24 protein-coding genes are annotated in these 25,831 nt (G+C 65.0%); 4 read left to right on the forward strand and 20 right to left on the reverse strand.

Going from position 1 to position 25,831, the window contains the following annotated elements; all coding sequences use genetic code 11:
* Positions 1 to 18 precede the first annotated feature (18 nt).
* Complete coding sequence (locus tag OCS65_RS23335; RefSeq protein WP_044475956.1) at positions 19 to 681, forward strand: TetR family transcriptional regulator; 663 nt, start codon at positions 19 to 21, stop codon at positions 679 to 681.
* A gap of 96 nt (positions 682 to 777) precedes the next feature.
* On the opposite strand, the gene OCS65_RS23340 is transcribed toward OCS65_RS23335, so the two are convergent.
* From OCS65_RS23340 to OCS65_RS23350, 3 genes are all read right to left on the reverse strand, one after another.
* Positions 778 to 2,274 carry an aldehyde dehydrogenase gene (locus OCS65_RS23340; protein WP_029541665.1) on the reverse strand — a complete coding sequence of 499 codons (1,497 nt, stop codon included), beginning with the start codon at positions 2,272 to 2,274 and terminating at the stop codon, positions 778 to 780.
* Positions 2,275 to 2,293: 19 nt separating this feature from the next.
* Entirely contained in the window at positions 2,294 to 3,118 is an 825-nt protein-coding gene (locus OCS65_RS23345; protein ID WP_006936270.1) for a mycofactocin-coupled SDR family oxidoreductase, read from the reverse strand.
* Positions 3,119 to 3,244: 126 nt separating this feature from the next.
* A complete protein-coding gene (locus OCS65_RS23350) occupies positions 3,245 to 4,279 on the reverse strand; it encodes a GNAT family N-acetyltransferase (RefSeq protein ID WP_263507768.1) in 1,035 nt (344 codons plus the stop codon).
* A gap of 164 nt (positions 4,280 to 4,443) precedes the next feature.
* Here OCS65_RS23350 and OCS65_RS23355 point away from each other — a divergent pair, with 164 nt between their 5' ends.
* Together OCS65_RS23355 and OCS65_RS23360 are read left to right on the forward strand one after the other, a co-directional pair.
* Positions 4,444 to 5,613: an aromatic ring-hydroxylating oxygenase subunit alpha gene (locus tag OCS65_RS23355; protein WP_006936272.1), complete on the forward strand. Its 1,170-nt coding sequence runs from the start codon at positions 4,444 to 4,446 to the stop codon at positions 5,611 to 5,613.
* Positions 5,614 to 5,665: 52 nt separating this feature from the next.
* Positions 5,666 to 6,817, forward strand: a complete 1,152-nt coding sequence (locus OCS65_RS23360) for an acyl-CoA dehydrogenase family protein (protein ID WP_029541658.1) — start codon at positions 5,666 to 5,668, stop codon at positions 6,815 to 6,817.
* Positions 6,818 to 6,869: 52 nt separating this feature from the next.
* Here the strand turns inward: OCS65_RS23360 and OCS65_RS23365 are convergent, their stop codons facing one another.
* From OCS65_RS23365 to OCS65_RS23440, 16 genes are all read right to left on the reverse strand, one after another.
* Positions 6,870 to 8,129, reverse strand: a complete 1,260-nt coding sequence (locus OCS65_RS23365) for a cytochrome P450 (protein WP_050034670.1) — start codon at positions 8,127 to 8,129, stop codon at positions 6,870 to 6,872.
* Positions 8,130 to 8,149: 20 nt separating this feature from the next.
* Positions 8,150 to 9,373, reverse strand: coding sequence for a cytochrome P450 (locus OCS65_RS23370; protein WP_006936278.1), 1,224 nt, complete (start codon positions 9,371 to 9,373; stop codon positions 8,150 to 8,152).
* Between the two features lie 40 nt (positions 9,374 to 9,413).
* Complete coding sequence (locus OCS65_RS23375; RefSeq protein WP_080688541.1) at positions 9,414 to 9,647, reverse strand: ferredoxin; 234 nt, start codon at positions 9,645 to 9,647, stop codon at positions 9,414 to 9,416.
* Positions 9,648 to 9,649: 2 nt separating this feature from the next.
* Positions 9,650 to 10,531, reverse strand: a complete 882-nt coding sequence (locus OCS65_RS23380; protein ID WP_029541648.1) for an SDR family NAD(P)-dependent oxidoreductase — start codon at positions 10,529 to 10,531, stop codon at positions 9,650 to 9,652.
* Between the two features lie 270 nt (positions 10,532 to 10,801).
* Positions 10,802 to 10,954, reverse strand: coding sequence for a DUF1059 domain-containing protein (locus OCS65_RS23385; RefSeq protein ID WP_373867490.1), 153 nt, complete (start codon positions 10,952 to 10,954; stop codon positions 10,802 to 10,804).
* Between the two features lie 274 nt (positions 10,955 to 11,228).
* Complete coding sequence (locus OCS65_RS23390; protein ID WP_263507773.1) at positions 11,229 to 12,578, reverse strand: MFS transporter; 1,350 nt, start codon at positions 12,576 to 12,578, stop codon at positions 11,229 to 11,231.
* 235 nt (positions 12,579 to 12,813) lie between these two features.
* Complete coding sequence (locus OCS65_RS23395) at positions 12,814 to 14,004, reverse strand: aromatic ring-hydroxylating oxygenase subunit alpha (protein WP_029541646.1); 1,191 nt, start codon at positions 14,002 to 14,004, stop codon at positions 12,814 to 12,816.
* A gap of 47 nt (positions 14,005 to 14,051) precedes the next feature.
* Positions 14,052 to 15,467 carry an aldehyde dehydrogenase family protein gene (locus tag OCS65_RS23400; RefSeq protein WP_065922959.1) on the reverse strand — a complete coding sequence of 472 codons (1,416 nt, stop codon included), beginning with the start codon at positions 15,465 to 15,467 and terminating at the stop codon, positions 14,052 to 14,054.
* Positions 15,468 to 15,559: 92 nt separating this feature from the next.
* The gene (locus tag OCS65_RS23405) at positions 15,560 to 16,222 is read right to left on the reverse strand and encodes a TetR/AcrR family transcriptional regulator (protein WP_043799821.1); all 663 of its coding nucleotides are present in this window, start codon (positions 16,220 to 16,222) and stop codon (positions 15,560 to 15,562) included.
* Positions 16,222 to 16,758, reverse strand: coding sequence for a flavin reductase family protein (locus tag OCS65_RS23410; RefSeq protein WP_102799942.1), 537 nt, complete (start codon positions 16,756 to 16,758; stop codon positions 16,222 to 16,224). Before OCS65_RS23410 ends, OCS65_RS23405 begins: the two co-directional genes overlap by 1 nt.
* 70 nt (positions 16,759 to 16,828) lie before the next feature.
* Complete coding sequence (locus OCS65_RS23415) at positions 16,829 to 17,323, reverse strand: lipocalin-like domain-containing protein (RefSeq protein WP_043799817.1); 495 nt, start codon at positions 17,321 to 17,323, stop codon at positions 16,829 to 16,831.
* Positions 17,324 to 17,341: 18 nt separating this feature from the next.
* Positions 17,342 to 18,517: a thiolase C-terminal domain-containing protein gene (locus OCS65_RS23420; protein WP_263507776.1), complete on the reverse strand. Its 1,176-nt coding sequence runs from the start codon at positions 18,515 to 18,517 to the stop codon at positions 17,342 to 17,344.
* Entirely contained in the window at positions 18,514 to 18,996 is a 483-nt protein-coding gene (locus OCS65_RS23425) for a Zn-ribbon domain-containing OB-fold protein (protein WP_029541633.1), read from the reverse strand. The genes OCS65_RS23420 and OCS65_RS23425 overlap by 4 nt, the downstream gene beginning before the upstream one ends.
* Before the next feature lie 75 nt (positions 18,997 to 19,071).
* Entirely contained in the window at positions 19,072 to 19,884 is an 813-nt protein-coding gene (locus OCS65_RS23430) for a mycofactocin-coupled SDR family oxidoreductase (RefSeq protein ID WP_006936302.1), read from the reverse strand.
* 51 nt (positions 19,885 to 19,935) lie between these two features.
* Positions 19,936 to 21,159, reverse strand: coding sequence for an LLM class flavin-dependent oxidoreductase (locus tag OCS65_RS23435; RefSeq protein WP_006936303.1), 1,224 nt, complete (start codon positions 21,157 to 21,159; stop codon positions 19,936 to 19,938).
* A 1-nt stretch (position 21,160) separates the two neighbouring features.
* On the reverse strand, positions 21,161 to 21,637 hold the full coding sequence (locus OCS65_RS23440; protein WP_006936304.1) for a cupin domain-containing protein: 477 nt from the start codon (positions 21,635 to 21,637) through the stop codon (positions 21,161 to 21,163).
* 418 nt (positions 21,638 to 22,055) lie between these two features.
* On the opposite strand from OCS65_RS23440, the gene OCS65_RS23445 reads away from it, so the two are divergent.
* A complete protein-coding gene (locus OCS65_RS23445; protein WP_050034668.1) occupies positions 22,056 to 23,294 on the forward strand; it encodes a cytochrome P450 in 1,239 nt (412 codons plus the stop codon).
* Between the two features lie 82 nt (positions 23,295 to 23,376).
* Here OCS65_RS23445 and OCS65_RS23450 read toward each other — a convergent pair whose 3' ends face one another.
* Complete coding sequence (locus OCS65_RS23450) at positions 23,377 to 25,803, reverse strand: CaiB/BaiF CoA transferase family protein (RefSeq protein WP_102799946.1); 2,427 nt, start codon at positions 25,801 to 25,803, stop codon at positions 23,377 to 23,379.
* Positions 25,804 to 25,831 lie beyond the last annotated feature (28 nt).

Genomic DNA, 25,831 nt, shown 5'->3' on the forward strand with positions numbered 1-25,831 from the left:
ACGAGCTGAAAGTAGATGATGGCCCGACCGTCGAAGCCTCTCATCAGTCGCGCGTCCGCGGTGGCGGCTTCCATCGAGATCATCGACTCCGAGGGACTCGATGCCTTCAGCCTGCCGCGGCTGGCGAAGCACCTCGGGGTACGGGCGCCCTCCCTCTACCACCACTTCGCCGACAAGTCGGAGATCCTCCAGGCTGTCGCGCGACAGATTGCCGGCGCCGGCACCCTGCCACGCCGCAGGCCCGGCCCGGACTGGCCCGAGTACTTCGTGACGCTGAGCATGAATCTGCGTCAGTCGATCCTCAAGCACCGCAATGCCGCGCCGATCCTGCTCCAGTATCTTCCGCGTGATCTGCTGATCGGCACCTACGAGGACACTGCCCGATTCCTGGAGGAGTCCGGCGTGCCGGCCCGCCTGCACGTCCAGATTCTCGACGGCATGGAGCGTTTGACGCTGGGCGCAGTGCTCACCGAGGCGATGCGCAAGCCGAGTACGAAGAACACGATCTTCCCGAACGTCGACCCGGAGTCGCAGCCGCTGCTGGCGCGGGCTCTCGCCGAGAACGAGATGACCTCCCGGCAGTTGTTCGAGGAGATGATCCGCAGCTTCCTCCACGGCGTGGTGCGCAACGCTCAGGTAGAGATCGCGGACAAGAGCCAACTGAGCGTGTCGACCCACTGAGCGTGTCGGCCCACTGACCTGTTCGGCAGTCGTACGACCACCCACGACGCAACGACGACGCCCCGCGGATCGAATCGCGGGGCGTCGTCGTCGGTCCTACCGGGCCGGAGCGGGCATGTGGACGGTCTTGATCTCGAAGAACTCCTCGAGACCTTCGAGGCCGCCCTCACGGCCCACGCCGGACTGCTTATAGCCGCCGAACGGCAGGGTGAAGTCCATCGTCGCGGTGTTCACGCTGATGGTGCCGGTGCGGATGCGCCGCGCAACCTCGAACCCGTGGTCGATGTCCTCCGTGTACACCGCACCCGACAGCCCGTACATCGAGTTGTTGGCGATCGCGATGGCGTCCTCTTCGTCTTCGTAGGTGATCACCGAGATGACCGGACCGAAGACCTCTTCCTGCGCGATCCGGGAGTCGGGGTCGACGTTGTCGAGCAGTGTCGGTGCGACGAAGAAGCCCTTGTCGAATCCCTCCGGTCGACCGCCGCCGAGCACGACCTTCGCGCCGTCCTCCTTCGCGATGTCGATGTATCCCAGGACGCGATCCTGCTGTCGCTTCGACGCGAGCGGGCCGAGGAAATTGGTCGGCTCCCACGGGTTGCCGATCGGCAACGCGCCATACGCGGCCTTCAGGACCTCGAGCACCTCGTCGTGACGCTTGCGGGAGACGAGCACGCGCGAGAGGGCGATGCACGCCTGACCGGACTGCATGCAGCCCCCCATGGGGAGCGTCTGCACCACGTGGTTGATGTCGGCGTCGTCGAGGATGATCGCCGCGGACTTGCCGCCGAGTTCGAGCGAGACACGCGCGATGCGCTCGCCTGCCAGCGACATGATGCGCCGGCCCGCCGCGGTGCTGCCGGTGAAGGTGACGTGGTCGACGTCGGGGTTGGTCACGAGCGTCTCCGACACCTCGCGGTCGGCGCACAGCACGCTGACGACCCCCTCGGGAATGCGACCTTCCGCGACCAGCTCGGCGATGATGTCCGCGAACACCGACGGCGAGAGCGGTGCCTCCGGTGCGGTCTTGAGCACGACCGAGCAGCCCGCGGCCAGCGCCGGGGCGAGCTTGAACGCGATCGTGCCGACCGGGCCGTTCCACGGGATGATCGCGGCAACGACGCCCGTCGGTTCCTTCACGATGCGCGAGACACCGCCCGCTGCGCGCGGACGCTCCTCGGTGGTCTCGAACGTGCGGGCCACAGCGGCCACCGCACGGAACAACCCGCCGACCATCTCCTGGGTCGGCCGGCTGACGCTCACAGGCACGCCGACCTCGATGACCCCGATCGGGGTGAGCTCGTCCACCCGCCGTTCGAGGCGGTCGGCGATGGCGTCGACGACATCGGCGCGCTCTGCCATGCTGCGAGACGACCACTCGCCCTTGTCGAACGATTCACGCGCTGCGGCAACCGCTTTGGCGACGTCTTCGACCGTGGCGGTGCGCACCCGCGCGACCTTCTCCTCGGTGAACGAGTCGACGACGTCGACCCATTCGCCGCCGGTCGAATCGACCCAACGGCCGCCGATGAAAACCTGTTCGCGGTCGGCGATCGACGGGGTGGTACCCGTCGAGGCTTCGGTGGTGGTCATATGTGAAAGCTCCTTCGCTTCAGCGGATGTTGTAGCCGGCGTCGACCGGGAACGTGACACCGGTGACGTAACGAGCCTCGTCGGAGGCGAGGTAGACGATCGCGTTGCTGATGTCGACGGCCTCGATCAATTCGACCGGCATCGGGTTCTTGTACGACTCGTCGGCGGCAACCTCGGGATGGGAGTTGACGAACTCGCCGTACTCCGCGTTCGCCACCATAGGCGTGTTCACGCCGGTCGGGTGCACAGTGTTCACCCGAATGCTGTGCGGGGCAAGCTGTTTCGCGTAGATCCGCATGAGACCGACAACACCGTGCTTGGCGGCGCTGTACCCGACCTGACCGGGGAGGGTGTTCAGCCCGATGCTCGTCAGGCCGGCCGCAGAACTCGTGATGATGATCGACCCGCCCTCCCCCCGTTCGACGAGGTGCGGCACCGTCACCTCGAGCACGTGCCATACCCCGGTGAGCATGGTGTCGATTGCGTCGTGCCATGCCTGGCGCTGTTCACCGGGACCGATCACCGGCATGATGCCGGCGTTCGGCAGCACGATGTCGACCTTGCCGAACTGTGCGATGCCCGCGTCGTAGGCCCGCTGGACATCCTCGATGTTGCGGACGTCTCCAATGGACGCGACGATCGAGCCTCCGGCCTCCTTGACCAGCCGCTCGGTCTCGGCAAGGTCGTCGCTGGTCGCCATCGGATAGAAGACCGTGGGGATCTGGTCGCAGATGTCCATCGCGATGACGGATGCCCCCTCTTCGGCGAGCCGGACGGCGTGCGAGCGCCCTTGGCCTCGCGCCGCACCGGTGATGAAAGCGACCTTGCCTTCGAGTCGACCCATGAGTGTTCTCCTCCGATTGCACGCCCCAGCTCCGGGCAGGCAAGCGCCCGTGCGGGGGAACGTAGTGAAGTTGGGGACCCACACATCAGTGTGAGGCGCACCACAGACGGTAGTTGCCTAAACCCTTTAGGTCAACGTCGGACAAGATTCGTCGCTCGTCTCACCCGGGCGGACTCGGAAGCTGGGCGCCTCGGCCCACTCGCCGACCTGGTAGCAGGAATGTTCCCCCTCCTGCTCGAATGCCATCAACCGGCACGTGCGCACCGCCCCCGCGTCGTCCGGGTCGATACGAATCAGGGCGATCTGGGCCCCCGCGTCGCGCAGCGCCCCGAGTGCCATCGTGAGGAGCGTCATCCCGAGGCCCGCCCCGCGGGCGGTCTCCGTGAGCACGAGCGCCCGGACCGACGCCGCATCCAACTCGAGGTGGGTGGACAGCGCCGGATCGGACCACACGAACCCCACCTTCGCTCCCGAAGAGTCGGTTGCGACCAGCACATTGCCGGAACCGAGGCGGATCTCGTCGGCGAGGCGCTCGCGTTGCGCGGGTACGAGCGACGCCGCGTCCAGCACCTCGTCGATCGCCCGCGACACCGCCGGATCACCGAGCGGACGCGCGTCGCCCGTCGTGATGCCCTCGGGCGCCGCGACCTCGTCGAGCGGGATCGCGAACGGGCCGGACAGGTGGCGGAACAACGTCCACAGCCTGCCCACCGCCGGGATGCCGAACCGTCGCGCGAGACGTTCGGACGCGGGGTGCGTGCTGTACGCCCAGCAGCGCAGAGCCACCGCACCGGTGCGCTCCCAGCCGCCGTCCGCTGTCGTGCCCAGGCCGATCTCCTCGACCAGCATCGTGGCCACACCGCGCGACCGGTAGTCCGGATGGACGACGAACTGCACGGTACCCAGCCCCTCGCCGTCCACCTGCAGGTGCAGGTAGGCCACAATCACCAGCGGCGCGTCGTCGCGCGCGCTCAGGTCCTTGCGCGCCTTGATCGGCAGATGGGAGACGCGGACGCCGTCGCGACTCGTCGAGGTCACATCACCGGGGTGGATCCGCGAGAACCCGGCTTCCTCGTCGTACTCGGCGGCCGCGGCGACAAGAGCCAGCACCTCGTCCCGATCGCCGGAATCCAGTTCCGAACACCACTGATACGAGATCATCCTGTTCGCTCCTCATCTGCGGGTCAGTTCTCATAAATCTAATGCCGATCGGTATAGGGCCGCAACGGCCGAAGCGCCACCCGCAACCGGTCCGGGGTTTACACTTAAAACTACTTGAGTTAGATTTAGCGTCATCGATCCGAACCACCGCCTGGAGGGCAGCCATGACAGAGGTCGGAATTCCCCGCGAGGAACGCATTCGCCGCGCTCTCGACCATCTGCGCAACGACACCACCGACGAATTCGAGCACGTCACGTGGTTCGAACCCGTCGAGTTCACCGATCCGGAGATCGCCAAGCTCGAACGCGAGCGTGTCTTCGGCCGGGTTCCGTCGATCATCATCCACGGCTCCGAGATCCCCCGCGCGGGCGATTTCGTCACCCTCCAGTTGCCGCGGAACAATGTCATCGTCGTCCGTCAGCGCGACGGCAGCGTCAAAACCCTGGTGAACCAATGTCGTCACCGCGGCGCGATGGTCGAGAAGGAGGAGAAGGGCCGTTGCCGCCTGTTCTCCTGCCCGTACCATCGCTGGTCCTACGACACCGACGGCGCGCTGCGCACCATCACCCGCGACAACACGTTCGGTGACGCCGACCGTTCCGAACGGAACCTCGTGCAACTCCCGACCGAGGAACGTCACGGATTCGTCTGGGTTGTCGACGACGCCGACGCCACCATCGATGTCGCAGACTGGCTCGGCCCCGAAATGGACTCGATCATGGGGTCATACGGCATGGACAAAATGGTGACTACCCGAGTTCAGCGCTTCGACGAGCCCGTCAACTGGAAGCTGATGCAGGACGCGTTCCTCGACGGCTACCACATCCAGTACGCGCACCCGAACACCGCCGCCAAGCACATCCACACCAACGTCATGGCCTTCGAGGACTTCGGACATCACTGCCGGTTCCTCAATCTCCGCAAGACCATCGACCGGTGGATCGAGGAAGACCCCGGCGATCGCAGCCTCGCCGAGCACGTGACGGAAAGCCACCTGGTGGGTCCCAACAGCACCCTGCTCAAGCAGCCCGACCATTTCCAGCTGCTCACCTTCCGCCCCCACCGGAGCGATCCGCAGCGCTGCCACATGGAGATCCGTCTGATCGCACCGACGCTCGAAGACAGCGGCATGACCGAGGAGCGCTGGAATCGGATCTGGGACAAGAACGTCGAGATCCTGATCGCGGTCCTCCACAACGAGGACTTCCCGATCCTGCGTGGTTCGCAGGTCGCCATGGACAGCGCGAACGCCGGCAACATGCTCCTGGGCCGCAACGAGGTTGCCAACCAGGTCTTCCGCCGCGAGATCCAGAAACTCGTCGGCGAGAACTGACACCGAACACCACAGCGGGGCGCCTGCGGGCGCCCCGCATCAGGAGGATTACATGGAGAGCGATCTCTTCGAACACGACCACGAACTGTTTCGCGACTCCGTGCGGAGCTTCGTCGACAAGCACGTCGTCCCAAATCTCGAGAAGTGGGACGCCGACCGGCTCATCGACCGGGAAACCTGGCTCGCCGCGGGTAAGCAAGGACTGCTGGGCCTGAGCGTCCCTGAGCAGTACGGCGGGCCCGGCGAGCTCGATTACCGCTTTCGCGTCGTGATCCAGTCCGAGATTGCGCGGGTGGGCGCGTCCGCGCTGCAGTCCGGGTTCTCGACCAACGACGACATCGTCCTCAACTACCTGCTCCGCCATGCCACCGATGAGCAGAAGCAGCGGTGGTTGCCCGGATTCGTCACGGGCGAGACGATCGGCGCGATCGCGATGAGCGAACCGGCCGCCGGCAGCGACCTGCGGGGCATCACCACCACCGCAGTGCGCGACGGCGACCATTGGGTCCTCAACGGGTCCAAGACGTTCATCACGAGCGGCATCCTGGCCGACCTCGTCATCGTCTTCGCCAAGACCGACCCCGCAGCCGGTTCGCGAGGGTTCAGCCTCTTCGTGGTCGAAGACGGAACGCCCGGGTTCTCCCGCGGCCGCAAGCTCGACAAGGTCGGTCTGCACGCCCAGGACACGGCCGAGTTGTTCTTCGAGGATGTCCGCGTTCCCAAGGAGAATGTGCTCGGCGAGCTGGGGCAGGGCTTCGGCTACCTCATGCAGAGCCTTCCGCTGGAGCGGCTCGGTATCGGCATCGCCGCGCAGGTGTCCGCCGAGGCCGTCATGAGCTGGACACTCGACTACGTCAAGGAACGCACCGCCTTCGGCAAGCGCATCGGCGAGTTCCAGGGAATGGGCTTCACTCTCGCGGAACTGCAGACGGCGGTGGAGGTCTCACGCAGTTACCTCGATCGCTGCGTCCGGGAACACAACAAGGGCACGCTCACCGCGGTCGACGCGTCCAAGGCGAAGCTGTGGGCCACCGAGTTGCAGGGCCGTGTGATCGACGCCGGTGTGCAGTTCCACGGCGGCTACGGCTACATGATGGAATACCCGGTCGCGAAGGCCTTCATCGACGCCCGCATCCAGCGGATCTATGGTGGCACCAACGAGATCATGAAGGAAATCATCCACCGTGATCTGCTGAAGGCCTGAGCCCCGGCACACGAGGAAGGGGACCCGATCGAATCGGGTCCCCTTCCTCGTGTCAGCTTCGCGATTCCGGTGTGAATGTGAGCGGTAGCCGCACGCAACCACGCACCGACGTGCCGTGCATCAACGGCGGATCACTGTCGACCAGCGCGTAGTCGGGGATTCTCCGATGTATCTCCTCCATCGCCAAGGTGAGCTCGAGGCGGGCGAGGTGAGACCCGAGGCACCGATGCGGCCCTGCGCCGAACGACAGATGCCTGTTCGGGCCACGATCGATCACGAACGCGTCCGGATTGTCGAACTCGGCTTCGTCGCGGTTGGCCGCACACAGCAGGAGCAACAATTGATCGTCGGCCTTGATGTTGACGCCGGCGATCTCGACATCGCGGGTGGCCCGCCGGCCCATGCTGACGGCGGCTTCGATGCGGAGGATCTCCTCGACTGCGTCCGGCACCAGGCTGCTGTCGTCGATGAGCGCCTGCCGTTGCACCGGGTTGTTCGCAAGGTGCACCATGGCCCAACCGAGTGAACCCTGCACCGTGTGCAGTCCGGCAATGAGCAGCAGGAAGAACATGCGGCGCAGTTCCTCGTCAGTGAGGTGCCGCTCGACTCCGTCCATCCGGATCGGGGTATCGATGATCTGTGCGGTGACGCTCTCCGAGTCCTCCTGCCCGGAACGCACCCGATCCACGAATGCACCGAAGTACTCGAACACGTTCGTTGCCGCTTCTGCCCGGGCACGGGCGGATTCCTCCTCGCCGGCTCCCGGAATCCCCTGGAGCGCAATATCCGTCCACTCCGTGAACTGTTCGGCATCGTCGAGAGGCCAGCCCATGAGACTGAGGAAGACACGAGTCGGCAGCGCATGCGCGAACTCGGCAACGAATTCGCACCGGCCGGAGTCCGCGAAGCCGTCGATCAGTTGGTTGATGATCTCGCGGATCCTCGGCTCGAGCTCTTTCATCCGCGCCGGACCGAACAGTGGCTGGAGCGCCTGACGATACTGCGTGTGCTCGGGCGGATCGATCTCGACCGGGATGAACTTGCCCTGGCCGGCATCGACCAGGTTGTTCGGATAGCTGGAGAACGTCTCGGCATCGCGCAGGATGCGGAAGATGTCCGCGTACCGCGTGACGATCCAGTGCCCACCGTGGTGCGGGGAGTAGACGATCGGTCCGCGGGCACGGAGTTCGGCGGCCTTTTCCTGGAAGACATCGACCGGAGCGGCGAGAGCTGGGTCGTACACGTCGAAGTCGACGAGCAGATCCTCGGATACGTTACTGGCAGTCAACGCGTTGCACCCTTCTGAATCCATGGAACCTACCGATCCGACGCTCAGGTCGTCGGTGTGAACCTGATCGGAAGCCGCAAGCAGCCCCGCACCTGCGTTGCGTGCAGGATCGGCGGATCGGATTCGACGAGTTCGTAGTCCGGAATCCGGCGGTGCAATTCCTCGAGCGCGATCGACAGTTCGATGCGGGCCAGATGTGAGCCCAGGCACCGGTGCGGACCGGCACCGAATGTCAGGTGCCGGTTCGGTGACCGGTCGATCACGAACTCGTCGGGATCCTCGAATTCGCTTCCGTCGCGGTTGGCCGAACAGAGCACCAGCAGCAACTGGTCGCCGGCCTTGATCTTCGCCCCGCCGAGTTCGACGTCGCGGGTCGCACGGCGGCCCATACTCACTGCAGCCTCGATCCGCAGGACCTCCTCGACGGCGTTCGGGATCAGCGAGTCGTCCTCGATGAGCGCGGCGCGCTGACGAGGATTGTTCACCAGGTGGATCACGGCCCAGGCCAGCGATCCCTGAACGGTGTGCAGACCTGCGATGAGCAGGAGGAAGAACATGCGGGTCAGCTCTTCGTCGGTGAGCAGTCGCTTGCCGTCCTCGAGGTCGACCTCGGTGCGGATGAGTGCGGAGGTGACATCCTCACCGGGGTTCGCGCGACGCTCGTCGACGATCTTCTGGAAGTAGGCGAACATCTGCTGGGCTGCCTCGGCGCGTGCCTTCGCCGACTCGTCCTCGCTGGCGCCGGGCTTGCCCATCAGGGCGGTGTCGGTGGCCTCGGTGAGTATCGGGGCGTCCTCGAGTGGCCAGTCCATCAACGCGAGGAAGACGCGGGTGGGCAGCTCGTGCGCGAAGTCGGCGATGAACTCCGCCTCACCCTTGCCCGCGAAACTGTCGATCAGTTCGTTGACCACGCCCCGGATCTGCTCGGACAGCGCCTTCATCCGGTTCGGGGAGAACAGCGGCTGCAGGGCCACCCGATATCCGGTGTGCTCCGGCGGGTCGAGCTCGAGCGGCAGAAACTTGCCGTCCCCGGCATTGACGAGGTTGTTCGGGTAACTCGAGAAGGTTTCCGGGTCGCGGAGGACCTCGTGGAGCTCCTTGTACCGGGTGACGATCCAGTGGCCGCCGTGCGCGGTCGAGTAGACGACAGGGCCTTTGGCCGCGAGTTCGGCGACCTTCTCCTGCACGGTGTCCACCGGGTCCGTGAGCGACGGGTCGTAGATGTCGAAGTCGACGACAGGTGTCGACATTTCGTCGGTGATGGTCATGCTGATCGCCCCGTTCGAAGGGTCTGTGTTGCTCGAGAAGTCAGAGTGTTTCGAGGCTCAGGGCTCGTTCGGGGCACATCGCGACGGCCTCCTCGGCCGCCACGATGTGCTCCTCGGTCCTGAGCGTTTCCTGCACGAGCACCGGGTATCCGGCATCATCGCAGTCGACGATTTCGGGGGCGCGGCCGTAACAGAGGCCGTGCCCGGCGCACGCCGACCGATCCACGACGAGTCGGCGCGTGCCTGACTGCGCTTCCGTGTCGTGGGCAGTCATCGTCATTCCTCGCCGGTGACCATCGGCGGCGGGTTGTTCCCGTCTTCGGGGAACATCATCGCCACACGAGACAAGGTGCCGCCGTCGGTGGTCGGCAGGGTGACACCGGATATGTATGCCGACTCGTCCGACACGAGGAACAACGCAGCCCGCGCATTGTCCTTCAGCGACGGCGGACGATTGAGCTTGAGCGGAATCGGCGAGACACTCGGGTCCCACGGACCGGCGACCTCCTCGTACGACTGCCCCACCACCGGAGCACCGGCCGGCGCCAGGAAGTTCGGCGACATCCCGTGCGTCGGGGCGATCGCATTCACCCGGATCCCGTACTTGCCCAGATCCAGGCTCAGACCGCGAACCATCCCGTTCACACCGGCCTTCGTCGCCGAATACGCTGCGATGCTGTGGTACGCCACGAACGACGCCGCCGACGAGGTCGCCAGGATGACACCGCCACCATTGGCCCGCAACGCCGGCACCGCCGCCTTCGCGGTGTAGAACACGCCGGACAGGTTCACCCCGATGACGTCCTGCCAGTCCGCGTCCGTCAGATCCTGGAACTCGACCTGCTCACCACCCGCAACGGACGGCACACCACCGCGCGAGACGATCCCGGCATTGGCCCACGCGATGTCGAGCTTGCCGAACGCCGCCACCGTCGCCGCCACCGCATCGACCACCTGCTGCTCGACGCGTACATCGGCGGTGACCGCGATCGCCGAACCACCCTGCTGCTCGACCAACTCGACCGTGCCCTTCGCACGCTCCGGATCGATATCGACCACCGCGATCTTCGCGCCCTCCGACGCGAACAACTGCGACGCCTCGCGTCCCAACCCGGACCCGGCACCGGTGATCAGCGCGACCTTACCTTCGAGTTTCATCAAAGCTCCTCAGCTCGAACATGTAACAGAGGGATGGAAGATGCTGGAGGACGGCGACTTCCCTACAGGGTTCGCACCGTCATGTGATTCAGCTTACATACATGAGAAGTGATACGTCAATCGTTCTTTGTAAATCAGCCGAGCCGGATCGACGTGTCGAGGACCCTTGCGCGGGAATCGACTCCTCACCGCATCGATGTCGTTGATGAACAGCCGCTTGACCATTGGCGAAACACTGCCGGTACGCGACACTGCTAGTACGCGACACTGCTAGTACGCGATGAAGAGAATCTCATCGCGCGAGTACTCCATTCCGGGATGTGACTCGCTCAGGTGCGACCGGGCCTTCGCAACCAGGTCGTCTTCATCCGTGCCCGTGACCACGGCTCCACACGGGCAGGTCAATCTCGTCTTCATCCTCATAGCGGTCGGCCCTTCTGCGCCATCGGTACGGTCGGTGACACCCCTGTCCGCCCTCGTCGACCGAGAGGCTCGGGAGCGCCGGGCCGGATGTGGGCGACATCACACCACAATATCTAACGTACGTAGGTTACACAACCGCCGGAGCCCTGATGCCGGCCCTCTGCTGTCGATAGAGCCGCCAGTGCGACACAGCAGGAACGTCGCGAAGCTCGGGTCGCAGATGAAGGCTACGTGCGCGCCTCCGTCTCCCAGCCCCCTCACGTTTCGGAATCGATCAGGCAGGCTCCGCGGCCTTTTCGACAGGCGCGTCCGTCCGATGCATGGCATTGGTCCTTCGGGGAACCAACGACACCAGCACTGCGGCAGCCACTCCAGCGAACGCGAAGGCGTAGTAGGCCCAGTCCGCTCCGAGCGCAGAGCTCATGATCATTCCGGTGAGAATGGGCCCGCAGACACCACCCAACCGGCCCAGCCCCACCGCCAGTCCGAGCGCTGTGCCACGCGCAGCGGCCGGGTAGAAGACCCCGACGAATCCGTAAACGCCCGTCGTGGAGGACGCACAGAAGCCGATCAGCAGAACCAACCCGAACACGAGCGCCTGTGCCGGCTGCAGGGTCAGGGCGGACACTGCGATCGCTCCCCCGACAAAGCTCACCGAGATCACCGGACGCGATCCCAGTCGATCCGCCAGACCGGTGATGACCACCATGCCGAACCCGCTACCGATGTTGAAGGCGAGCAGGAACGTCAACGCGGACCCGAGATCGTAGCCGGAGGCCCTCAGCATCTGAGGAATCCAGGTGTTCATGCCGTACGAGACGAGAAGGCCGAAGAAGGTGATGAGCGGGAACATGATCGTCGCGATCCTGTATCCGGGTGCGAACAGGAGCTTCAGACCCGACTTGGAACCGGCATTCGCGGTTTTCGACTCCTCCAGGGCCAGGCCGGATTCGGCACCGTGATCAACCGAGTAACGCTGCGTCAACGCGCGGGCCTCATCGTGCCGGCCCTTGCTCACGAGGAAAGCGATCGATTCGGGCAGGCTTCGGTATGCGATGACGAACAACACGACCCCAAGGAGGCCACCCACTGCGAACATCGATTCCCAGCCGAAGGCAGGGATCATGAAGATGGCGGCGATGGCGACCACGCACCCGCCGATGGGAAAACCGGTTTGGATGACGCCGTTGTAGAACTGCCGTCGGTCGACCTTGACGTATTCCTGGGTGAGCGCAATCAGGGTGGGGAGGGCTCCGCCGAAGCCGAGGCCGGCAAGCAACCGGAAGAGGCCGAAGGTCTCGAGATTCGGCGCAATGGCACATAACCCGGTGAACAGACTGAAGCTCACAATGCAGGCGAGCACGATCGGTCGCCGGCCGACGAGGTCCGTGAGGTAGCCGGCCAGCATTGCGCCGGCCATAATTCCGAACAGCGACAAGCTGCCGATCAACCCTGCCGAGGCGGTGGTGATCCCCCACTGTTCGATTTCCAGCAACGTCGGAAGCACTGCGCCGAACATGATGAGGTCGACACCATCGAGGATGGTGATGGCCAAGCAGGTGAGGACCACGGATCGGGCACCCGAGACGGCCCTTTCCTTCCCCAGGCCGGAGATCTGCGACATGTTGGTTCCTTCGGGTTGTGGGGTATCTGGGTTCGATGCCGATGAACGCGCGAGTGGCGGTTGTCGACGTGTGTCGACAACGGGGCAGAATCGTTCGATTGCAAGCTCATCGCGACCGTCGAGGTGCGGGGCTGCGGGATAAGCCCTTTACCACCGCGGTATGCCCTGCATCACACGGGCAGTAATCTAATGTCTATCGGTACTGGCGACAAGCCCGGAATGAGCACTTCGGAGCTCAGCCCCACTTCCTCGAATCCTCGAACGCACGCGCCATCCACTGATGAAAATGCTGGTTGGCAATCTCGTTTCGCCCGAAGTAGATCGGTCCGATGTCCGTGTTCGTAACGGCCTTCTGCAGACCCTCGTTGACGACGAGGTCCTCCTCTCGAAGTACCGCCATCAGAATGTTCCAGTTCTTGTCCCACCGCGCCTTCTGCTCGTCCGTCACGGCAGGTTCCCGAGTGAGAAGACGCATCTGCATCCGAGTCCCGACGGGCGTGCCCGGAGCAGGGACGAAGTTGAGCACCTCCAGATGATCCGGTTGACGCAGCACCGACATATTGGGCATCAGAAAGTGCGCAACGGTGATGTGCCGGTCGATCGGGGCGTCCGCGGGCGCGACACCTCGCACCGTGTCGATGCTCTTGCGTGCCGTGACCATTCGTCCGTGCCTGCCCATGGGTTCCCAGGATTGCGCGTTGTTGTAGAAGTACGGCGCAACAGTTCCGGCGTGGGTCGAGGTGATGTGGTAGCCGTCGAGGAAGGCATCCATCAAGACCTTCCAGTTGATGTCCACATCGAAGTTCTGGGCGATATGGCAGTGGTACTTGTCCATCTCCATGGCGGCGAGGGACTCGTCGAACTCCCGGCCGAGCCACTCCGCGATGTCGATCGTTCGATCACCCGCGGCGGAGTCGACGACCCAGACGAAACCATGTCGCTCCTCGACCGGAACCTCCAGCAGGCTCATGCAGCGACGATCGACCCTCCCGAACGTCGGCTCGTCCGCGATCGACCGCAGACTGCCATCGCTCCCATACGCCCACCCGTGGTAGCGGCACGAAAAGATGCGCTTCGAACCCCTCTCCTCGGGAACGAGCCGGGCGCCTCGATGCCGGCAGGTGTTCACGAACCCACGAACCCCACCGTCCGCCTGCCGAACGAGAACAATCTCGTTGTTCGGCAACTGGACCGTCGCAAAGTCGTGGTTGCCGGGCAATTCGGTGCTGTGCGCCGCGATGATCGGCACATATCCGAACAGCTCTCTGCGCTCGCGGGCCGCCAGTTCCGGATCGGTGTAGACGCGCGGATCGACCTCGAGGATCTCCGGCGCCATATCGGTGGTGTCGTGGTCGAGGTGATCGAACAACGCCCGGGCAAAACCCGCTTTCGTCGCCTCGTCGTACGGAAGATCGGTGTAGACCATCGTGCTCACTCCTTCGCGGGACCGCGGCGGTCCCCGCAAGAACGTCGCTAGAGCTGCAGACTCTTGATTTCGACAAACTCCTCGAGGCCGAATGCCCCGCCCTCACGCCCAAGGCCGGATTGCTTGAATCCGCCGAAAGGCGCAGCGCCGTTGAACTTTCCACCGTTGACCTCGATCTGCGTCGCACGCATCCTGCGCGCAACCGACTTCGCGCGCTCGGGGTCGCCGGACCACACAGCGCCGGCGATACCGAAGATCGTGCCGTTCGCGATCTCGATCGCTTGCTCGGGTGTGTCGTACGCGATGATCGACAGCACCGGACCGAAGATCTCCTCCTGAGCGATCGTGCTGTCCGGGTCCACCTCCGAGAACACGGTCGGTTCGACGAAGAATCCGGTACGGGCCGGTGCGTCGACCGACCCGGCGACGAGCTTTGCGCCCTCCTTGACGCCGGCACGGATGTAGTCGAGGACCCGCTCACGCTGAGATGCGGTAACCATGGGTCCGAGCTTCGTGTCGCCGTCGGCGGGATCGCCGGGCGCATATGCCGCGGCCGCCTTCGCGGCGAGCTTCTCCGCCTCGGCCAGGCGGGAGCGCGGTACGACCAAACGAGTCTGCGCACTGCAGGACTGTCCGCCGTTCATGTAGCAGGCACGCACGGTGTGCGGCACGGCCTTACCGAACTCCTCGTCGCTGAGGTCGTCGAGCAGCACAGCGGCGCTCTTTCCACCCAGTTCGACCGACACCCGCTTCACTGTCCCGGCGGCCAGTTCGAGGACTCGCTTGCCGACCGAGTTCGATCCCGTGAAGCTGACCATATCGATGTCCGGATGAATGGCGATGGCCTCGCCGACGATCGGACCGTACCCGTGAACCAGATTGAATACGCCGGCCGGAACTCCGGCAGCGTCGACCGCTTCCGCCAGGGCGTGGGCGGTGAACGGGGCAACCTCGCTGGCCTTGACGACCACCGTGCACCCGGTCACGAGCGCAGCCCCGATTTTGGCGGTGATCTGGTGCAACGGGTAGTTCCAGGGCGTGATACACCCGATCACCCCGACAGGCTCACGCACGATCAGGGAGTTGCGGAGCTGTTCTTCCCACGGGAAGTCCCTCGCCGCGGTCACGGCCTCACGCAGGTCGACGATACCCAGTCCGACCTGGGCCCAACGCGCCACCCTGCGTGGGGTGCCGACCTCGGCGACGACGATATCGGTGATCTCCTCCTGTCGCCGCTCCAGTTCGTCGGCCAGACGCGAGACGAACTCCGCCCGCGTGTGCGGCGCGGTCTGTGACCACTGCTCCAAGGCCCGCCGCGCGGCAGCCACCGCCACATCGACATCTGCGGCAGCCCCGGCGGGGACATCCCCTATGCGTTCCTCGGTGGTCGGGTTGACGACGTCGATACGCTCCGCGCTCGTGGAGGCACTCCACGTGCCGTCCACGTACAGATCAAGGGTCACGATGGCTTACTCCGTATCATCGAGTTGACAGAATTCACCGGTACACCGAGCTGCTCGTCACCGAGAAGGCATAAGAAGCAACGGCTTACCGCTTACGATCCGACGAGGTCCCGCAGACCTTCGTCGCTCACCGGTGCGGTGGCCACACCCATCACACCGGCGAGGAATCCTCGGATCGCTACCACGAAGAGCTCGCGCGACGACCATCGGTTGGCTGCCAGCGCGCGGGTGAGCGTCGGGTGTCTCCGCTCGTCGACATTCGGGAAGACCTCCGTGCTGCCGACCGGGTCGCGCATGAGATCGCTCAGAGTGGTGGCGAGTGCCAGTTTCTCCAGTCCGTCCAGGATCACCACGTGCAGGCGCGCCGGTACGCCCCCGTCCTCGAGGATTCGGGCACACATTTCGTACGTTCTCGTGAGGACGTCGCGCGGAAGAAACTGCACCAGCACGAGAGCGGCATTGGGATGGCGGAGAATCGCGTCGCGGTAGTTGAGGCTGAGTTCGACGAACCATTCCACCCAGTCGGTATCCGACGAATACTCGGGCACCGTGGCCCCGGTCATGAGCTCCTTCGCCACCTCTGTCATGAGCTCACGGCGATCGGCGAAGTGGTGATACAGCGAGGAGGTTTTCACGTTCAGGTGTTTGGCCACGCGCGGCAGGCTGAACGCAGCCATACCTTCGGTGTCGATGATCTCGATGCTTGCCGCGATCGTCGAACTCCGGCTGATCAGAGGCTTTGCCGGTCGTCCCATCACGTCCCCCTTTCGATCGACCCGAGACTCAGTTCCACAACCCCGCCGTATCGACTCCGATGGAAAACCAGTGGCTGCGTGGTCGGATCGGACCCGAAGTCGAGGAGGTCGGCAACCGCGATGAGGTGATCGCCACCGTCGTGCTCCGCAGCCAGCGCCACCTCGAACCACGCTGCCACCCCGCCGATGATCGGCGCGCCGCCCTCGGCCGGGCGCCACCGCACTCCGTCGAATTTCCGGCCCCCCGATTTCGCAAAGCGGTCACTGAGAGCGTGTTGGCCCGAGGAAAGTACGTTGACACAGAACGTCTCGACGGTACGAATCGCCGGCCAGCTCGTCGAACGCCGGCTCGGGCACAGCAGGACCTGGGGCGGATCCAGCGACAGCGCCGAGAACGACTGACAGGTGAATCCGGCCGGTTCGTCGCCCACCATCGCCGTCACCACCGTCACACCGGAGCAGAAATGTCCCAAGACGTCGCGGAGCGCCCGAGTGTCCGTTGCCGGGCCGGTGCTGCTGTCCACTCGCGTCGACACGTGTCGTCCTCTCATCTGGCCGGTGCGATGTGCACCCGGATCTCGCCTGCAGGAACGAGCTGCATCGGGCTCATGGCGCCGTCCGTACCGCGCGGGGAGTGATCCGTCGCCAGACCAGTGCCGGAGACAGCGTGGTGGTGCGGAACACGAGCGGATCCGACGACAGGGTCATCACGTCACCCTCGAAGCGCACGTACCGCTTCTGGTCGTCGCCGATCCAGTTCGGAAACAGCGATACCGCCATCTCGTGCCAGACAGCGGAGTTGTCCTCGTCGACACGGTAGGGACCCGAATAGGCGAGGTACCCCCCGGCGGCCTCGCTTCGTTCGCCCATCTCGCCGCTGTGCACGTTGCGGGTCCGGTAGAGGGTTCGGCCGGAACGCATGATCTGTGCCGACATGTACCCGTCCGCCGAGTAGATGATCAGTCCGCGAGCCTCGGGACCCAGCGGGTAGTCGACCTTTCCCGTATCGGAGGTTGTCGAGTACTCGACGAGTTCCCAGGCCCCGACGATCCGCTGGGCGATCGAGACGCCATCGATGTCGGTGTCGGTGTCGGTGCTCATGTCCTGCTTCCTTTCAGCTCACAACACGTCGCGCGTGCAGAGAAGGACCGAACTCGAGAGTGCGGCCATGGGCCCGCCGATGAACAGGGACACCTTCGCCCCGGGCACCTGGTTTGCCGAGCTTCCGCGCACCTGGCGCACGGCCTCGACTGCCAGCCCCATCCCGTTGACGAACGAATCTGCGAGATTGCCCCCGCTGGTATTCACCGGGAGCAGTCCGTGCGGAGCCGTCAGATTCTCGAGGGTCATGACCTTGCCGGCTTCGGCGCCGGGTGGGCACAGCCCGTGATCGATCAGCGCGGCCACCCCGGAACCACTGAAGTTCTCGTAGACCTGGACGACATCGACCTGGTCGGGACCGAGGTCGGCATCTGCCCACAGACTCTCCGCGACCCCCGCCGCCCCGGAGAATCCCGCCGAGGTGTAGTCGAGATCGTTCTCCGTGTCGACGGCGTAGCCCCCTACCGCGCCCTGACTGCCGGCCAGCACGTAGGCCGGATTCGGATGGAGCTTCTCGGCGCGCTCGGCAGCGACGAGGATCAGAGCAACGGCTCCGTCGTTCTCACGAGAACAATCGTAGAGCCGGTACGGCTCGACTATCATCCGCGAGGCTTCGTAGGTCGACTCGTCGAGAGGACGCCCGAACGCCGCGGCACCCGGATTCTGCTGCGCATGTACGTAGTCGGCGAGAACCAGGGACCTCATCGCGGATTCCGGGACCCCGTCGTGCTCGAGCATCCGCTGGGTGCGCAGTGCGCAGGCCTGGGCGGGGGATCCGACTCCGTGCGGGAGCATGTGACCGTCGAAATGGTGCTTGGCATATCCGAGGCGGCCGGAATCCCGCTGTGCCATGGCGCGGTACACGACCACGCACTGTGCTTGGCCCGCTGCGATAGCGACCGCCGCGTTGGTGATCGCCGCGGCGGCACCACCACCGCCACCACCCCAGATCATGGTGGACCAGCGGATCCGGTGCGACATCAGTGACGCACCCACGACGGTCCCGTCGTTGTCACCGCCGCCGTACGAGACGAAGCCGTCGATCTCGCGGGGCGACACCCCGGCCTCGGCAGCAGCCTCGACGATGGCGCGCAACGTCATCCGAAGTTCGCTGTCGGGCGATTCGCCTCGTTTGTAGTGGAATTCGCTGACGCCCACGATGGCTGCGGCACCGCGGAGAAATGAGCCGGTCATCGCTCGTCTCCCCGTTCGGTCCCGTTCGCAGTGCTCGCGAGGCGCCAGCGGAGCACCGGCCAGGGCGAGTCGGCAGGTTGCTGGATGATTCCCGCAGCCGAGTCACCGATGGCGATGTCCGCATCGTCGTTCTCCGCCAGCAGACCGAGCACTCGTCGCCCCCCGGCGTGCGGGAGCTCGACGAGAACCGTGACGTACGGCAGTTCGCCGGCCAGCTCCGGGATGAAGGGGTGCCAGGTCCGCGACCACGAGAAGACCCGTCCGACCGGTTCCACGGCGACCCATGCCGGGTCGAACGCCCGGCACTGTCCGCACATCCAGCGTGGTCCCCAGATCCACAGTCCACACCGGCCGCATCTCTGCAGCCGCAGCTCACCCGCCCGCAGACCTTCCCAATACGGCAGGTCCAGGCCGTCCGCGTACGGACCGGCCAGGACGGTGGCCGGGAACTCGCGGGCCACCCCGGGACCCGGTGTCATCGGATCGCACCGCTTTCGTGAATCGGCATATCGCTCCTTCGCCCTACGGGCGGGTGTCGCAGAAAGTCCGGTCGGTCAGTGCTTGGTCAGGTAGCCCGCGTCGATCGGCAGGTCGATCCCGGTCACGTACTTCGCGCCGTCGGACACGAGCCACAACACGGCGTCGGAGATATCCTGTGGTTCGAGCATCATCACGTCGAGCAGATTCGTGCGGTCGTTGTGCTTCCACTTCCGCACCACGTGTGGCAACACCTTCGACAGTCCCTCCGCCATGGGCGAATTGACCCCTGTGGGGTTGACCGTGTTGACGCGGATGTTGTGATCGGCGAGCTCGAACGCGAGTGTGTCCTTCAAGCCTTGGAGTCCGTGCTTCGCGGCGCCGTAGTGCCCCCACGAGGGAGAAGCGCCGAGTCCGTCGACCGACGAGGTGATCACGATCGATCCGCCTCGACCACCCTCGATCATCACCGGTACGACAGCCTTGCACGCCTTCCACGCTCCGGTGAGGTTGACGTCGAGCATCGTCTGCCACGCGTCGTCTTCGATCTCGATCGTCGACTCGCAGTGATCGTGGATTCCGGCGTTCGCCAGCAGGATGTCGATCCTTCCGAATTGCGATACCGCAAGATCTGCGACAGCCTTCATGTCCGCACTGCTTCGCACATCCGCCTGCATGCCGGCAATCTCACCCCCGGCTTCCTTGACCAGCTGGATCGTCTCCTCGAGGTCCCCCGGTGTCGCGAGTGCATACTGCACATTCTTGATCGGTGCGGCGACGTCACACACCACGATCCTGGCGCCGGCAGCGGCAAGCGTGAGCGCGTGGGCGCGACCCTGGCCGCGAGCTCCGCCGGTGATGATTGCTACTTTTCCGTCGAGTGAGGTCATCGATTCTCCTGCTGTCGGATAACGGTGTTGAGCGGGGTCTTGCCGGATCGACTACCGCGCGCTCTTCACACGCTCGTAGTCCTGCGTCGCTTGGCTGATGCCGGTCGCGAATCGCTCACTGAAGCCGTCCTTGCGCGCTTGGGTCCAGTGATAGGAGTTCAGCAGCGGTTCGCAGGCGCCCGTGAAGCGCGGCATGACGTCGCGCATGAGGATGCGGTACATGCGTGAGGTGGCCTCGGTGTCGGCCCAGTCGTGTGCTGTCGCGAGGAAGGTGCCGAAGCCGCCGGTGCGGTCGATGATCTTCTGGATGTAGTCGATGGCGTCGTTCGCATCGCCGATGCAGCCATATCCGGACTCGTTGACGCGCCGGACCAGTTCCTCGTGCGCGACTTCTTCGCCGGGTTCGATCATTTTCATCGGGGTGACGACGTGGCGGTAATCCATGAAGTCGCGCAGCCCGTACCGGGTGTCCTCGACGGCCTGCTCGAAGGTGTCGGCGATGTGGATGTTGCCGACGATCGCCCAGTCACCGCGGTCGACCGTCCGACCGTGCTCGTTCGCCTCGTGGGTCGTGATACCCCACGTCTGCTCGAGCAATTCGAACGACTTGTCACTGGTGCCACCGATGGAGAGCAGACCGAGTCCGTACTTGCCTGCCAGCTTGGGTCCGGACGGGGACATCGCCGCCGCGACGGTGATCGGCACGCCGGGGTACGAATAGGGGCCCAGCTGCACTCGGGCATCCTCGAGGGAGAACCATTCGGTCTTCCGGTCGACCGGCCCCGGTGTCTCGAGCAGTTCCAGGATGGCGTCGAGGGATTCCTCCATCCGCGGCCGCAGAAGGTTGTAGTCCATGCCCATCATCTGCGAGTCGGCCACGAGCGCGCCCGGCCCGACACCGATCCTGATGCGTCCTCTAGTCATGTGATCCAAGAACGTGATTCGGTCGGCCACCATCAACGGATGGTGGTACGGGAGAGAGATGACACCGCTGCACAGCTCGATGCGCTCGGTGCGCTGTGCAGCTGCCGCGATCATCAGTTCCGGTGACGGACCGACCTCGTATCCACCGCTGTGATGCTCGCCGAACCACACCTGGTGGAAACCGAGCCGATCGAGATCCTCGACATGGCGGAGATCCTGTTCGATCGCCATCGTGGGGTTACGGCGGGGATTGTGGTACGGCGGAAGGAACACTCCGCACCGGAGCGGAGCCTTCCTCGCAGCCGGCGCATAGTTCACGTTCGACCCGGTGTTCTCGGTTGCCGATTCCATTTCAGTTCTCCTGTCGGTCATTGCGTGACGCGCCGCAGATGGTGACGATGGCCCGAGCGGTCCGTTCTCCTCGGTTGTGCCATCGGTGCCTGTTCCCGTTGATCACCACCGTGTCGCCGGGATTCAGTTCGATCTCCACACCGTCGTCGAGTTCGAGCACGAGCGAACCCTCGAGAAGGACGTGCACGTCCACGGAATCCGTCCGATGAAACCCCGGATCCTCGTCGTCCATGACGACGATTCCGTTGTCGCTGTCGCCGATGCGACCAGGCTCGAGCACCCAGCCGATCACCCACACTCCGCCCGGATCCGGAAATCCGACGGCGTCCGGTACTTCACCGGAATTGGGGACCTCGGGATCGGAGTCGGTTCGCCAGATGGGGTCGATTCCGGCGGCGTCCAGCCTCTCGATCTGCTCGTCGGCGACGAGCACAGCCGCGCCCTTGCGTTCGACTGCGATTACGCGACGAAAGCCCATGTTTGCCCCTCCGGGAGACAATTCTGTGACGACGAACGGCGCCGGGATTGCAGACAGTACGTTCTGTCCCACAACAGATTTCAGTTCACGGACACGAACAGGGAAGCACCGCGTGCTACGTGTGATACGCGCCCCACCCGCAGCACGCGAGTGCTGCGCATCACACCGATCAATCTAAATGCTATCGGTTAATCGGTCAAGCGGGCACCGACTGCGCGACAGCAATTCCCCTGCGAAACGCAGACATGAGCACATACGCTGTTGACCGGTCGGAAACGACTGATCTACCGTCGTCCCAAGGCAATCGCCCCTCCCCACGTCAGCCCGCGCTCGTCACAGCGCCACATCACCTGACTCCCCGGAAGACCCCTCCCCGCCGAGGCGCCCTCCGGATCACTCCCCTCGCGAAGGATCGCCGATGATCACGACACAGATCGAAATTCCCGCACATCTGATCACCGACTTCGATGTGTACGACCCGTCCCTGGCCGTGCCGGCCGATGTGTTCCAGGAGCGTGTCGCTGCGTTACGCAAGCAAGGGCCGGTCCTCTACTCCCCACATCACGGCGGACACTGGGTCGTCACCCGATACAGCGAGGCACTCCAGGTGCTCCAGGATCCGGAGACGTTCTCGAGCTTCCCGAACAACCTGCTCAATGCCGCGCAGGGCAAATTCCTTCCACTCGAACTCGACCCGCCCGAACACAGCTACTATCGGCAGGCACTTCAGCCGCTGTTCAGTCCCAAGCAAATGAAGGCGCTCGAGCCCGAGATCCGGGGCATCATCACCGCGCTGATCGACGACTTCGCAGAAAAGGGCGAGTGCGAGTTCATCTCCGAGTTCGCACACGAACTGCCGACGCGGATCTTCCTTGCGCTCATGGGGTGGCCACTGAGTGACGCACCGCAATTCACGGAGTGGACCGACATCACGCTCCAGGGCATCCCCGGCGCGAGCGAGGAGGAATCGGCCGAGGCCCGCGCGAAGGCCGCCGGCGAGATCTACGAGTACTTCGGGCAGGTGGTCGCCCGGGTCCGCTCCGGCGACGACAACTCCGGGAGCCTCACGGCGCAGATCATCAACACCCCACTCGACGTCGAAGGAACACCCAGGCAGCTCACCGACGAGGAACTGTGCCGGATGTTCTTCCTGCTTCTCGTCGCGGGACTCCACACCGTCCAAGGCGCTCTCGCCTGGGGACTCATCCACCTGTCTCGTAATCTCGAGCAGCGCGAGGCGATCCTTGACGACCCGACGCTGATTCCGTCGGCGGTGGAAGAGATCCTGCGGATCGAGACTGCCACGAGCGGCGGCCGGCGTGCGACCCGAGACACCGAGATCGGTGGTGTCTCGATCAAGGCCGGCGACCAACTCTTGGTGTTGATGACCTCCGCCAACCGGGACGACGACGAGTTCGACAACCCTGACGAGCTGCAGATCGAACGGCACCCCAACCGCCACATCGGGTTCGGCGCCGGCCCGCATCGCTGCCTCGGCTCCCATCTCGCGCGGCTCGAGCTGAGGCTCGCCATGGAGGAGATTCACAAGCGGATTCCCGACTACGCGCTCGTTCCGGACAATCCCGCGGTCTTCCATTCGTCCCAGGTCCGTGGATGCGAGAAGCTGCCGATCACGTTCACGCCGTCGACGCGCTGATCCCGCTCGACCCGGTCGCAGGAAGTCGGCCCGAACAGTAGAAGGTCCCCGGAGGAAGCTCCGGGGGACCTTCTCGGCTGTGTCACACAGTGGAGGGAACCGGCGACAGCGCCGGATCGTCGGCGGGCGGTTGCAGCACGCCGTCGCGCACGAGCGAATCGATCTCGACTGTGCTCAGCCCGAGCACTCTCTCGCAGATCTCACGTGTCTGCTGACCGGCCAGGGGCGCCTGCCGCAGCGGCCAGTCCGGCAACGTCGCGAAGTGCGCCACCTGCTTCGCGGTCGGGAGCGGCGCCGGAAGCAGCTCGTGTTCGAGCTCGGTGTACGCACCGCGCGCGATCAGCTGAGGGTTGGTGAGCAGCTCCGGCAACCGGATCATGGCCCCGGCCGGTATTCCAGCCGCCTGCAGAGTCACCATCGCCTCGGTCGGCGTGTGCCGCAGCAGCCACTCCGTCAGCACCTCGTCGGCCTCGGCGCGGTGGTCGATCCTGAGCTCGGCGGTGGCGAAACGAGGGTCGTCGGCGAGGTCGGGCCGGCCGACTACACCGCACAGCCTCGCCCAGTCCGTGTCGTCGCGGACGGTGACGACACACCACTCGTCGTCACCTCCACACGGGTACACCCCGGAGGGCGCCGAGTACGGATCGGAATTTCCCGGTGCGCCGATCGACCCAGGCTCGAGATGTTCCGCGACGAGCTGGCTACCCAGTTGCACGATCGCGGTGTCGGCCTGAGCGACCTCGATCGCGGCGCCACGCCCGGTCCGCAGCCGGTGGATCAGCGTGGCGAGAATCGTGGTTGCGGTGACCTGTCCGGCGATGTGATCGGGGTAGACAGTCGAGCCGTCGCACAGTGCATCAGTGGTGTCCGAGTACCGCCAGAGCGCCGAGACACCACAGGCTGCCCGTACCAGCGGTCCGTAGCCGAGCCGCTTGTTCCACGGGCCGACACTGCCGAAGGCGCTGCTCTCGGACACGATGATGCGCGGATTGATCGCGGCGAGCTCGTCGTACGAGAGCCCCATCGAGGCGAGAGTGCCGGGCTTGAAGTTGGCGAGCACGATGTCCGCTTCGGCGGCCAGCCGCTTGAAGATGCGGATGCCTTCGGGACTGCGCAGGTTCAGTCCGAGGCTGCGGCGGTTACGGTGGCCCCACGCCACGGACGCGGCGAGGGCCGCACCCCGCTTCGACTGGCGCAATCCGTCCGGGAAGTTCGAGTTCTCGATCTTGATGACGTCGGCGCCGTTGTCCGCGAACTGGCGCCCGAGTTCAGCACCGAACACCACGACACCCATATCGAGGACCCGAAGACCCTCGAACGGCCGCCCACCCGGTTCGCGCTGCAGTGCGGGAATCGGATCGTGAGCCCCGTCGATGTCGGACCCGAACACCGTGTCGTTGTGCTCACCGAGTTCTGGCGCACGCATGCGCACTCCGGCTCGCTGCCCGTCGACCTTCGCGTACCCGGACGGGACTCGCGCGGTGACGCCGGGTGAGATCTCGGTATCGACGAACGTACCGGCCGCATCGAAATGCTCGGTCGTCAAGACCTCCGACACGGTGTTGAGACCACCGATCGGGATGCCCCGGGCCGCACCTTCGACGACGAGTTCGTCGCGGGTATAGGTGCTGAACAACTGTTCGATGAGCGGATTGAGGCGAGCGGACGCAGCGAATCGCGCGGGAATGGTGTCGTATGTCGGATCCGCGAATTCCTCCGGCTCACCGAGCCATTCGAACATCGCCCGCCACTGCCGCTTCGCGAGCAGGCAGATGCGCACCTGCCCGTCGCCGCAGCGATAGACCGGGTAGAAGTTGGCGGCGTCCGGCCGGCCCCGCGGGAAGTCCTCGGAACGGCCGGCGGCAGCGGAGCCCTGCACACCGAATCCGGGATCGAAGCCGTGCACGATGACCTCGAACGCCGAGATGTCGACGCTCTGGCCACGTCCGGTGTGCAACCGGTCGAAGTAGGCGAGTAGCGCCGACCACGCCGTGTGCACGCCTACCGACTCGTCGATCAGCCCGTCGGGCGGCAGCAGCGGCTGCTCCCCCGGCTCACCGGAGCGCGACAATACACCGCTGAGTGCATACAGGACCGGCTCTGTCGCCGCCCAGTCGCGATACGGACCGTCCTGACCGAAACCGGTGATCGACACGGCCACGAGCGCGGGATTGGCCCGGCACAGGTCCGCAGTACCCACGCCGCGCGCAGCGAGGAAGCCCGGCGGGAACGACTCCAGCAGAATGTCCGAGCGCCGCGCGAGGGCGCGCAACCGGTCCCGGCCTTCGTCCTCCTCGAGATCGAGCGTGACGCCGAGCTTGTTCGCGTTGCGCAGCGCGAACGGAACGCTCACACCGTTCCGGACCGGTTGCGCCGAGCGCGAAGGCGAGCCTCCGGGCAGTTCGACTCGGACGACCTCGGCCCCGAGGTCGGCGAGGAACCGGCCCGCGGTGTCGCCGAATCCGTCCGTCAGTTCCAGTACCCGGACACCATGCAGAGGTAGTGCCATCTTGTGCTCCAATAGTGTGTGCTCGCCG

The organism is Rhodococcus aetherivorans (assembly GCF_025722975.1).
Lineage (GTDB): Bacteria > Actinomycetota > Actinomycetes > Mycobacteriales > Mycobacteriaceae > Rhodococcus > Rhodococcus aetherivorans.